Origin of the sequence: Methanocrinis sp., from assembly GCF_049974945.1 — an archaeon.
In the GTDB taxonomy this organism is placed as follows: Archaea; Halobacteriota; Methanosarcinia; order Methanotrichales; family Methanotrichaceae; genus Methanocrinis.
In genome coordinates this window covers 22,164-32,808 of sequence record NZ_JBNGCU010000007.1, presented here as the reverse complement: position 1 = coordinate 32,808, position 10,645 = coordinate 22,164, and the positions used below count along the sequence as shown (strand labels likewise).

General features: G+C 58.2%; 12 protein-coding genes. 1 reads left to right on the top strand and 11 read right to left on the bottom strand.

All coding sequences use genetic code 11. The annotated features are described in order from the left end of the window. Window positions 1-197: 197 nt before the first annotated feature. A complete protein-coding gene (locus tag ACP5EL_RS01655) occupies window positions 198-1,337 on the top strand; it encodes a pyridoxal phosphate-dependent aminotransferase (protein WP_428400704.1) in 1,140 nt (379 codons plus the stop codon). A gap of 69 nt (window positions 1,338-1,406) precedes the next feature. On the opposite strand, the gene ACP5EL_RS01650 is transcribed toward ACP5EL_RS01655, so the two are convergent. The 11 genes from ACP5EL_RS01650 to ACP5EL_RS01600 all read right to left on the bottom strand — a co-directional run bounded on the left by ACP5EL_RS01650 (window position 1,407) and on the right by ACP5EL_RS01600 (window position 10,459). Next, on the bottom strand, window positions 1,407-3,446 hold the full coding sequence (locus ACP5EL_RS01650) for a S9 family peptidase (protein WP_428400703.1): 2,040 nt from the start codon (window positions 3,444-3,446) through the stop codon (window positions 1,407-1,409). A 515-nt stretch (window positions 3,447-3,961) separates the two neighbouring features. After that, window positions 3,962-4,612: a YkgJ family cysteine cluster protein gene (locus ACP5EL_RS01645; protein WP_428400702.1), complete on the bottom strand. Its 651-nt coding sequence runs from the start codon at window positions 4,610-4,612 to the stop codon at window positions 3,962-3,964. Between the two features lie 38 nt (window positions 4,613-4,650). Next, the gene (gene mtrH, locus ACP5EL_RS01640; protein ID WP_428400701.1) at window positions 4,651-5,586 is read right to left on the bottom strand and encodes a tetrahydromethanopterin S-methyltransferase subunit H; all 936 of its coding nucleotides are present in this window, start codon (window positions 5,584-5,586) and stop codon (window positions 4,651-4,653) included. A gap of 9 nt (window positions 5,587-5,595) precedes the next feature. Then, window positions 5,596-5,820 (bottom strand): tetrahydromethanopterin S-methyltransferase subunit MtrG, encoded by a 225-nt coding sequence (gene mtrG, locus ACP5EL_RS01635; RefSeq protein ID WP_428400700.1) that lies wholly within the window; start codon window positions 5,818-5,820, stop codon window positions 5,596-5,598. A 12-nt stretch (window positions 5,821-5,832) separates the two neighbouring features. Continuing rightward, a complete protein-coding gene (locus ACP5EL_RS01630) occupies window positions 5,833-6,135 on the bottom strand; it encodes a tetrahydromethanopterin S-methyltransferase subunit F (RefSeq protein ID WP_428400699.1) in 303 nt (100 codons plus the stop codon). Window position 6,136: 1 nt separating this feature from the next. Then, window positions 6,137-6,865: a tetrahydromethanopterin S-methyltransferase subunit A gene (gene mtrA / locus ACP5EL_RS01625; RefSeq protein ID WP_428400698.1), complete on the bottom strand. Its 729-nt coding sequence runs from the start codon at window positions 6,863-6,865 to the stop codon at window positions 6,137-6,139. A 1-nt stretch (window position 6,866) separates the two neighbouring features. Then, window positions 6,867-7,178: a tetrahydromethanopterin S-methyltransferase subunit MtrB gene (gene mtrB, locus ACP5EL_RS01620; RefSeq protein ID WP_428400697.1), complete on the bottom strand. Its 312-nt coding sequence runs from the start codon at window positions 7,176-7,178 to the stop codon at window positions 6,867-6,869. Further along, a complete protein-coding gene (gene mtrC / locus ACP5EL_RS01615; protein WP_428400696.1) occupies window positions 7,179-7,982 on the bottom strand; it encodes a tetrahydromethanopterin S-methyltransferase subunit MtrC in 804 nt (267 codons plus the stop codon). Between the two features lies 1 nt (window position 7,983). Further along, entirely contained in the window at window positions 7,984-8,676 is a 693-nt protein-coding gene (mtrD, locus tag ACP5EL_RS01610) for a tetrahydromethanopterin S-methyltransferase subunit D (RefSeq protein ID WP_428400695.1), read from the bottom strand. Next, window positions 8,673-9,581 carry a tetrahydromethanopterin S-methyltransferase subunit E gene (mtrE, locus tag ACP5EL_RS01605; RefSeq protein ID WP_428400694.1) on the bottom strand — a complete coding sequence of 303 codons (909 nt, stop codon included), beginning with the start codon at window positions 9,579-9,581 and terminating at the stop codon, window positions 8,673-8,675. Before mtrE ends, mtrD begins: the two co-directional genes overlap by 4 nt. 332 nt (window positions 9,582-9,913) lie before the next feature. Further along, window positions 9,914-10,459 carry a CDP-2,3-bis-(O-geranylgeranyl)-sn-glycerol synthase gene (locus ACP5EL_RS01600; RefSeq protein WP_428400693.1) on the bottom strand — a complete coding sequence of 182 codons (546 nt, stop codon included), beginning with the start codon at window positions 10,457-10,459 and terminating at the stop codon, window positions 9,914-9,916. Between the last annotated feature and the right edge of the window lie 186 nt (window positions 10,460-10,645).

The following is a 10,645-nucleotide window of genomic DNA, read 5'->3' as shown; positions in this document are numbered from 1 at the left end:
TTATCGGGCTTGAAATAAGCTGAGGGTCCATGCATTTGCGCGCTGGACCCTCAAATCGAAGCTGCTGCGGAAAGTGATCTGAAGAACTGAATTTGTTCTCTTAGCATATCTTTTCATAACTTAAAACAAAGTTCAATCGAAAAGTCTATCGTCCTCATCGACTTTATCCACCCACCACAAGTTAGGAGCCCCACGACATGATTTCACGACGAGCAGAGGAGATGACCCCCTTTTTGGTGATGGACGTTTTGGAGCGTGCCCGGGCGATGGAGAGAGAGGGGATCGACGTCGTCCACCTGGAGGTGGGCGAGCCCGACTTCGACCTCCCGGCCCCGATCTCTGAGGCGGTGACCAAGGCCTTGGCGGAGGGGCACACCCACTACACCCACAGCCTCGGCGACCCCGAGCTCCGGGAGGCGATCGCCGAGCACTACAATGAGCGGTACGGCCTCTCCGTCGAGCCCGACCGGATCGTCGTCGGCTCGGGGACCTCTCCCGCCATGATGCTCGTCTTCTCGGCGCTCCTGGAGGCTGGTGACGAGGTGATCGTATCCGACCCCGGCTACGCCTGCTACCCCAACTTCATCCGCTTTGCGGGCGGGGCGCCGGTTCCCGTTCCGGTCAGCGAGGCGGACGGCTTCCAGCTCTCGGCAGAGGCGATATCTTCCCGGATCTCTGATCGGACCCGGGCGGTGGTCATCAACTCGCCATCGAACCCTACCGGCACGGTCCTCTCCGCTGGAAGGATGCGAAAGATCGCCGGGCTATCGCCCACCGTCATATCCGACGAGATCTATCACGGCCTGGTCTATGAGGGCAAAGAGCACTCGATCCTGGAGTTCACCGACGACGCCATCGTCCTCAACGGCTTCTCCAAGCTCTACGCCATGACCGGCCTGCGGCTCGGCTACCTGATCGCGCCGCAAAAGTTCATAAGGCCGATCCAGAAGATGCAGCAGAACCTCTTCATCTGCGCCAACTCCGCGGTCCAGAGGGCGGGGATCGCAGCTCTCCGAAAGACCGGCGAGGACGTGGCCCGGATGAGGCGGACCTACGATGAACGTCGAAGGTATATGATCCGGCGGCTCCGGGAGCTGGGCTTCGGGATCGCCTCCGAGCCCACGGGCGCCTTCTACGTATTCGTCAACGCTCGTCATCTCTCGGGCGACTCCTACGCCCTCGCCTTCGATATCCTGGAACGGGCCCACGTGGGGGTCACTCCGGGGGTCGACTTCGGGGCCAACGGCGAGGGGTACCTGCGGTTCTCCTACGCCAATTCCCTGGAGCGGATCGCAGAAGGGCTCGATCGGATCGAGCGGTATCTGGAAAAACGATGATGGGGCCGGGCCGGTGAGCCACTCACCCCTCGGCCCCCACCTTCGTCGCAGTCTCTTCTATCCGGCGAATCAGGCCGAAAGGGCCTCCTCCAGTCCTGGAACCTCCTCCGCCCCCACGGGCACGGTGATGGTCGAATTCTCAAAATCGTCTCCTACGGGCTCGAACCGTCCGCCCAGGTGCTCGGAGAGGAAGGCCTCAGCGACGGCATAAAAGGAGATTCTGTTCTCCGGTCGGGCGAAGCCGTGACCCTCGTCCGGATAGAGCACGTAGGTCACCGGAATCCCCCTCTCCTGCATCGCCCCTACGATCTGGTCCGACTCGTTCTGGTTGACCCGGGGATCGTTGGCTCCCTGCCCTATCAGGAGAGGCCGCTCGATCTCATCGACGTGGTTGAGGGGAGAGCGCTCAATGAGCAGCCTTCGGCCCTCTTCGGTCCTGTGGTCGCCCATCCGGGTCGCGAGGAGTTCGATCTCCGGCTGCCAGTAGGGGGGTATCGTCTCGATCAAGGACGTGAGGTTTGAGGGACCCACGATGTCAACGCCGCAGGCGAAGACCTCCGGGGTGAAGGTGAGACCTGCAAGGGTCGCATAACCTCCATAGCTCCCGCCCATAATCGCCACCCGATCGGGATCTGCGATCCCCTCACCGACCGCCCAGTCGACGGCGTCGATCAGGTCGTCGTGCATCTTGGCTCCCCACTCCAGGTTGCCCGCGTTGGCGAAGTCCTTCCCAAACCCCGTAGATCCGCGAAAGTTGACGCTGAAGACGGCGTAGCCGCGGTTGGCAAGCCACTGATGGATGGGGTTATAGTCCCAGACGTCGCGGGACCACGGCCCGCCGTGAACGAACAAAACCAGGGGGAGGGGCTCTTCTGGCCTGTCGTCACCGTCCCGGTCGCTTCCAAGGGGCAACGTATAGTAGCTCACCAGGTCCAGCCCGTCGCGGGACCGGATGACCACCGGGATCATCATCTTGGCGAAGGGCTCGTCTTCGAGATCTCTCCGATTGGTGAAGAGGAACTCTGCCTCTTTCTTCTCGCTGTCGTAGCGGTAGTACCTGAAGGGCCCATCGTCCACCACGTAGACCACGATCCAGGTCTTGTCGTCGAGGGACCGGCTCACCACCTCCACGTCACCATCATCGACCGTCTTCAGAAAGGCCAGATCGTCGGCCACCGAGTCGTCGATTACCAGCCAATGCTTCCGCTCGTAGGTGAAGGCAACGGCCTGGACGTTCAAATCTGTAGGGTGCCTCATCCAGCCGCTGAAATCCGCGTTAGGATCTTCTGCGATCAAGGTCTCCTCGCCGGTCACCGTGTCCATGGCGAAGAGGGCTGCCGTATTTCGGCCGCGGCTGTCGACCATATACAGGATCTCGCCAGTCTTGTTGAACCCGACCGATCCCGTCGTTATCATGTCCTCTGGCGGGATATCCGAGAAGATCTCCCACCCATCTTCCGTCGGCTTGAAGATCTCGGCACCGCCGTCGGACGTCATCTTCGTTGCAAACCTGACCCTGTAATCTTCGTCTATGTCGAAGTCCAAAAACTCCCTGTTCTCCTGAATCAAGGTCATCTTCCCGGTCTCTATATTCAGCCGGTAGAGGTCGTGGTACTCGGGATCGCGGTCGTTGAGGCCGACGATTATCTCCTCTGGGAAGTTGGGGCTGACCTTCTCGATTCTGGCCTGGACATCCTCGAAGGGCGTGAGGTCTCTGATCTCGCCGCCGCTCAGGTTGACGCTGTAGATCCGCCAGTTCTCATCGCCGTCCTTGTCCTGGAGATAGAGTATATGCTCGTTGGTGTAGGCCCACGAGTAGGTGCGTATGCCCCGGTATGTATCATTGGTGACGGGCTCTGCGGCTCCCGGGTCATCGATGGGTCCCACCCAGACGTTCAGGACGCCATCTTTGGGAGCGAGATAGCTGATCCTGGAACCGTCTGGGCTCGTCCGAACGGTGATCTTGTCGGGATTGCCGAAGAGCAGCTCCCGCGGTATAAGTGCGCCATCTTCTTCCGGCATCTCTTCATCCGTCAAGCTCGACTCTTCGGCCCACCCTGCCACCAAAAGAAGGGCGAATGCCAGAACTCCGATAAAAATGCGTTTCATGAGTATACCTCTGGTGACGCTAATAGCGCCTACATCTATGCAGGTCCATAGAACCCTGCTTATTTATAAATTATGTACAAGATAGCTCAGATCGCCCGCTCTCGAAAAGATTAGAATAACCTCCCTATGTAAAGGGACGGTGTCCTCGGGCAGGAGTGCCGGGCTGGGAGAGGGATCAAGCGACTTTGGGATGCTCCCGATTCCGGCGATTTTCAAAAGAGATCCCAGGATGGAATGTTTTTAATCCTCATAAACTGTTTTTAGGGGGGCATCGGTATGCCGCTTGTAGGATGCGGTCTATTGAAGGGGAAGGCGATCGAGAGCAAAAAACGGGGCGGGGGAGAACCCTCACTTGTCTGATCTGCTCTATTTTTGTGGACGAGGATTTCAGCCACCCGATCATTGAAGAGCCTCTGGTCCTGCCCTTCGGAGAGAGGAGGCTTAAAGACAGGGCTGGACGGTCGTCTTCTAGCCCCTGCGTCATTTATTTTAAATCGAATAAGCCAACGGAACTCTCACTCGGCCCTTCTCCTCTTCCCGGGCATCGTCCTGTAGATCCGAGCGTCGGGGAGGATCTTACCCTCCATCCTCAGCCTCTGGACCTTCGGTCCGATCGCCTCCATCCTCTCTCTGAACTGATCGAGGACGAGCTTCTCAAGCTTCTTTTTGTCCGGATCCTTTCCTTTTCCCATGCCGGGACAGGTGGGGTTGTAGCCTATCTCCAGGATGATGCCCCCCGAAGGACCAGACTTCTCCGCGACGACGAAGGGAAATAGACGGCATGCCGTCGGCCTCACCGGGTAGATGGTGCAGCCCTTCCCTTCCTGGTAGAAGACGCACGCTCCGTCCGACTCCCTCGACTTCATCACCGGCAGGTCCAGGATCACCTTCTTCCCGCCGTCCTCGACCCTGACGCTCCCCTTTTTCTCGTGGTAGAGGGTGTCCACGAACTCCTCCGCCTCTAAACCCGTCCTCCGGCCGATCTTCTCGATGTCCTCCTCGGTGAGGTAGATCAGGTTGCTCTTCTCCACGAACTCCGCCTGCCTCTCGGGAGGTATGAGGTCGCCAAACTCGTCGGGACGGCGGTGATGACAGCAGGACCCGCACCGTTGGCATTTGAAACGGGCGGAGCCGAAGGCGGCCCTGATCTCCACTCGAAATGGCAAGAAGATCGCCTCAAAAATAAAAAAAGAAAAAAGGGTTTTTAGAGCAGCTTGTTGATGGGGTGGTTCGGGTCCAGGACGTCCAGGCCGAGCTCTTTTGCGCTCTCTGCGCACATGATGTCGACCATGGCCGCCGCCGGGAAGACGATGGTGGCGTTCTCGATGGGGCCGTAGAGGTAATAGTCGGCTCCTACGATCCCTGCCACCAGGTTTGATCCGATGTCCACCGGAGCGAAGGCCGCTCTGTTGACCTTCTTGTACTTCTTCATCCAGTCCCAGGCGGAGGCGCCGTTGTGGTAGCCCGCGCCGACGGGAAGGCCCAGGATGGCCTTGACGGCCATCCCGGCCCTGATGGTGGCGCCGGAGCCGTTTCCGAGAGGCATGGCGGCGACGTCGACGAGGGGCCTGGTGATCCCGGCCTCAGCCGCGTAGTCGAGCATACCCTTCTCTGCGCCTCCTGCAGCCTTGGTCAGGACGTCCATCTTGCCCTGGGTGGTGGCGTCGAGGGCGTTGAAGGCGAGGACGATGGCGGCGTCGAGATCGCTCTTCTTGACCGCCTCAAACTCCTCAGGGGTGATGCTGGCGTTGATGGAGTTGTGAATCGCCCTATCGGCGACGCCTATATCGGTGGCGTACTGAACGCCGAAGGCCCGCACGCTGGGGGCGCTGGAGTCCACCAGGAAGGGAGCGTCGGATATATCGACGAACCAGTCCAGGTACTTGGCCATGGCCTCGTCGGTCTCGGCGACGATCTGGTTGAAACAGGGGTTACCAGTGGTGTCGCTCATCTCTTCCTGATCTTTCCACAGCTTCTCCGCAGCAGCCACGTCGAAGAGACCCTTGTCCTCATCGGTCACTATCTTGTGCCGGGAATAGAACATCGTGCCTATGCACACGGTGGGGTACTCGCCGGGCTGACCTCCCACCTTGATCTTGCCGAACTCGAATACCTCTTGCTTCTTGTCAAATCTGAACATGTCAAACCCTCACGCAACAGCCAGCAAATAGTATGCCAGCACCAGTATTAATCCTCCACAGACTCCATAGAGGATGCCGATATCTCTGCCGAGCTTCTTGCCCTGCCTCTGGGCAATCTCTGCGCTCACGAACTCTATCTTCTCATCAATCTTGGCCAGCTTCTCCAGGACTTCCCTGTACTGTTCCTGGTCCACTACGACGCTGGGCACTACATCCCGATTATCTTGAGCCATTACTGTATCACCTCAGGTCATAAAGTACACTGGCACGAGAACCATCAGAAGCGCAAAGAGGAAGCCGACTATCGCCCCGATGGGCATGGAGGCGTTTACGCCCGAGCTCAGCTTCTGATCTCTGGCCACCAGCTGTGCTTTGTACTCGATGCTCTCGGTGAGCTCGTCAAAGGGTCCCATGAAGGGCATCAACACGGAGGGCAGACCCTTGCCGTAGGCGATGTCGGCAGTTATCGGTTTTTCTTCAAAAACCTCTTCTGTGACTTCTGCAGCCTCTTCTGCGACCTCTTCGGTCTTTATCTCCTCGTCTGCCATCTCACATCCCTCCCATCTTGAGGATCAACCCGAAGAGGGTCAGAACGATGGTTAGCCCTGCCGCGATCCCCTCGATCTTCCCGGCGTAGATGCCGGCGGCGTACTTGTTCTGGATCCCCACGTTGGTTACGGCGGCCTCGATCTGCTTCATCCTGGCTCGGACGTTTACGATCTCCCCCGCCATGGGACGCAGCCCGTGGGCCTCTTCTTCCGCACCACCCTCGGAGATCTCCACCGTCATGGGCTCCACGTCTAGGGCACCTGGGTCCTTGGAGACGCATTCCTTGATCTTGGAGACGATGGTGCCGGTATCCTCGGTATCGATGATGTTGATCGTCTCTATCTGCTCTTTGAACCTCTCAACGGCCTCGGGGGTCAGGTTCTGGATGAAGGGGATGGCTCCCGTAGCCCCGATGATCCTCCCTTCCTGATCGATCCCGCTTTCTGCGAAGGCCTCGATCGCCTGGCCCGTGATGTGGCCCTTGACCTCCATCCCGGTTATGATCAGAAACCTGATGTTGGGGTTGGAAATGATGTTGGCCACCATCTTCTCAATGCCGATGTTCTCTGTCTTGCAGGGGCCCGCCAGGGCCGCGCCCGCATCGAGGAAAGGTGCGTTGTTCATGTGAGACCCGCAGGTCACAACGGCCACCGGATTTTCGGGGTTTCCCTCCTCATACTCGCCGGTGATCCAGGGCCAGGGGTCAGAGGTTGGCTTCTTGTTGGCCATTTTAGAACACACCTCCTTGGGAGAGTAAGTACACTAAGGCGACCACAAGACCGATGACGAACCCGTACCATATGTTGGTGTAAATGCCCGCCATGTAGCTGGCGCCCTCTCTGCCCTTGTAAGAGCTGTAGAGGACTGCCTGGGGGTCAAGCGAGTTCAGAAGATCGTCGGTCACCCTGTTTATCTCATCGATCTGGGCCATTATGGGGTCCAGAGCGAACTGAACGACATCCTCCCTCTCCACTGCGATCATCCCCTCGAGGGGATCGAAGATCATATGCAGTTCGGGGGGGGAAGCTCTAACCATTCCCATCTACAGACCTCCCTCAGGAAGAAGACCGGTCCCGACCACGCCTGAAGAGTCCCTCTTGACCAGGGCGAAGTACCACATGAAGGCCTTGATCCAGATGATCGCAGCGATGATCACAGTCAGCATCCCGGCAGCACCGATGGTGGCGAGGGACGCGAGACCTGCGGCGAACATGGCCAGAGCTCCCGTGGAGATGGTGTGGACCAGGGTCCTGTCCTGGGTCTCATCCGGTCCCAGGTTGGCGTTGAAGGGGTGCAATATGGCCAGGGTTCCGGCGATAAAGAGGATCGCTATGTATCCGGTGTCGACGACCGATTCGAGGATCAAAGGATAGTTGATCTCCCCGGATACGACCACCGATAGGCCGATCAGGGTTATGGCTCCGGCCCCGCCCAAAGTCATCAAGACATCCTCCATGACGGGGATGTTCATCTTGATGATCTTGTTGGCGAGGATCCCCACGAAGTACCCGAATCCCATGGCGACGGCGATCCCGATTATGGGTCCTGCAACCCCTCCGATGGACAGCCCGAACATGGCTGCGACCAGCCCCATCCCCATGGCCATCAGGCCGATGGAGGGAACTCCCGTGCCGATGCCGTAGCTGCAGACTCTTCTCACGGCCTCTGAGCCCATCACCACAGCGGCGATGACGCCCAGGCCCGCCAAAAACGAGAAGTAGCCGGACCCGGTTATGGTGTTCAGAACGTGTGTCAGGTATATTCCCAAAACTCCGCCGCCAAGACCGTACATCATCAGCTTGGTCTTGTCGATCTTCGATTCTCCTCCGCCTGCTGCAACGCTCATATCAGGCACCTCCAGTGATCAGTACAGCGAATATCCCGATGATCAGCGATGCGACGAGACAGGCCTGGACGGCCCGGGGAACGCGCTTGAACTTGGGGTCGTGGAAGCCCTCGATGGTGCCCTGGATGTTGTAGGACGCGATTACGGCGTTCACCACGAATATTCCGATGGCGAAGAAGCCGGAGAGGCCAGGGTTCTCGTTGATGCTCATCAGGGCGTAGTATATCAATGACCCTCCAGCGCCGCCGAGGAGACCTCCGATCGTCCCGCTGACGTAGCTGACGGTGGGTATGCCGTGACCTACGGTTCCCGGGGAGATGTAGGGGGGCTGGGGTTCCTTGGTTATGGGGTCGTAGTCGACCTTGGCAGAGCACGGCGGGACGCCGACTCCGTATATGTAGACCCAGTTGCCCACGATCATGGTGGCGTCTATCATGATCATGGCGCCCACGGCACCGCTTATCACGATCATAAGCATGTTATCTGTGACGCTCATCATCAGGCCGGCGCTCAACAGGCCGGTCAGACCTGATCCTGCCGCCAGCTGCACAGTGCCCGTTCCTACACCCGTGGCCTGGGCCATGGCGGCCGGAGCGCCACCGACAGGCACGAAGTGGACGCCTACGCCCACCAGAAGCCCGCCGATAACGATCTCTAGTATGTACAATATCATGTCAGGACCAAATTCGATCATGCCTCAATGTCCCCCGCGTATTCGGGATAGGGCCCGTACCTCTTTTTCGACCTGATCTCCAGTATCCTGTTGTAGACGTTGAACAGGATGACGATCACGATTCCGGTGGCGATCGCAAGCCATCCCTGGCTGGCCGGATCGAAGATGGTGGTCCGCCAGTTGTCCAGGAAGACGGTCAGTCCGAAGGCCATTCCAGTGGCGGGTCCTCCAAACCGAGCGCAGAACCAGGCGTTGTCGATGGAGCTTCGCAGGCCTGCCTCAGCCTTGGTGACTATGTCTCCAGAGTTGGCGGCGTTCAGCCCTGCTCCGAAGGGATAGGCCTGAAACTCCCTCTCCGCACCGTAGTGAACGTCCCCTGTAGACGAGCCGATGGCTCCGATGGCGAGACCCCAGATGAAGGCCACAAGAGGCATCGGGAAGGGGTGCTGAATCGGAAGCCAAGGAGCTGTCATGATGTAGGAGATGGCGACGACGCAGAAGGCAGTGATGTATGCATGTGCCATTATAGTGGTAGTGTGAGTGCGCAGAACGTCCAGGTAGACGTACTGGTTGAACCGCGCCTGGCTCGTGTTCCTGCCCATGTAGGCGGTAACCGAGTATATGCCATTGAATATCGCAGCGAGGACCGCTCCGATGGCGATGGCGAAGAACGCGTTCATACCATACCCAGACATTAAGACACTAGCTGTAACTGCGGCAAGTGCGGCGTAAAGAGCGTTCGATGGTGGCTCTCCAGAAACGGCTTTGTTGTAAATTCTGTGGGGATGACCCACCTGAGCAGCCAACTGGACCTGTGAGTTCGGGTTGCTCTGAGAACCCACATCGGACTCTAAGTCTTCACTTGCACCGGCTACTGTCGCAAGGGCGCCCATAGCTGCCAGGAGCCCCATGCTAACCATGTCCATTTGCTCTCCTCCTTTTTCATTCTTGCCAAATCATAGTAATCTATGAAAAATTTGGCCAGTAACGTACTGACTATCGGTTACTGGACTTATAAAGCTTTCGAAATGGTAATGTAACACCCATTTTTGTTTTTTGTCAGGGGTTTGGAGGGTTTTAGTGGCCCAAAAAGTAGAAATCAAAGCTTGAAATATAAAAGACCCATATCTGATCCCTTTTCTGGCGATCGACCGCCAGAGCATCCGGAGATTGCAGAGAAAAGTCATTTCGTCCCGGATTCAGGGCCGTCTCCGCCGCTAGATCCCCTTTGATCCGGCCCGAAATCGACCCTTCGGCCTCACCAGGGCTCCTTCTTGGCCTTGATCTTGTATCCTATTATGTTCGTCGCCCGGTGCAGCAGGGGGGTCACGATCAGAACGATGAATATAATCTCCGATGTGAAGTTCTCCGAGAACCACTGGGGTGCGAGAAGGAGCGTTAGGGCCCAGCTTCCTACGACGAAGTCGAGCTGGTCGACGAGGAAGAGGGACTCGCCCCTCTTCATCCCCATCCTCCTCTTGAAGAAGCTGGCGACCACGTCTCCGGCCATCGCTCCCAGGGAGAGGCCGACGAGGACCAGGATCAGCTCATAACCTGACCCGAAGCCTGGAAGTCCGAGATCCGGCCTTGAGGATGCGATCGAGTCGAGGATCAGGCCCAGCCCCGTCCCGGCGAGGACTCCCATGATCGTCCCCCGAAATGTCTTGCCATCGCCGAGGATGCGGCGCCCGTCAGGAAAGCTTCTGCCGAGGTCAAGAGGCCTTCCGCCGCCGAAGAGGACGGCGAAGTTGTTGGGGAGGTAGGCGGGCAGCATAAGCCAGATGGCGATTATGAGCGAATTCAAGATCTAGTCGCCTCCAGAGAAGATCTCCTCATCGCCCGAGTCCTCAGATACCCCGATATATCAAGCTATCCGATCCTCTTCGCGGGAGGTCCGATCCGGGCGAGGTGAGGTGCCAGAGATGGTTATCGGCATCAATAGATCTCTTTGACTCCCAAGGCATCCCATGAAAATCCCATCGAAGGGGCG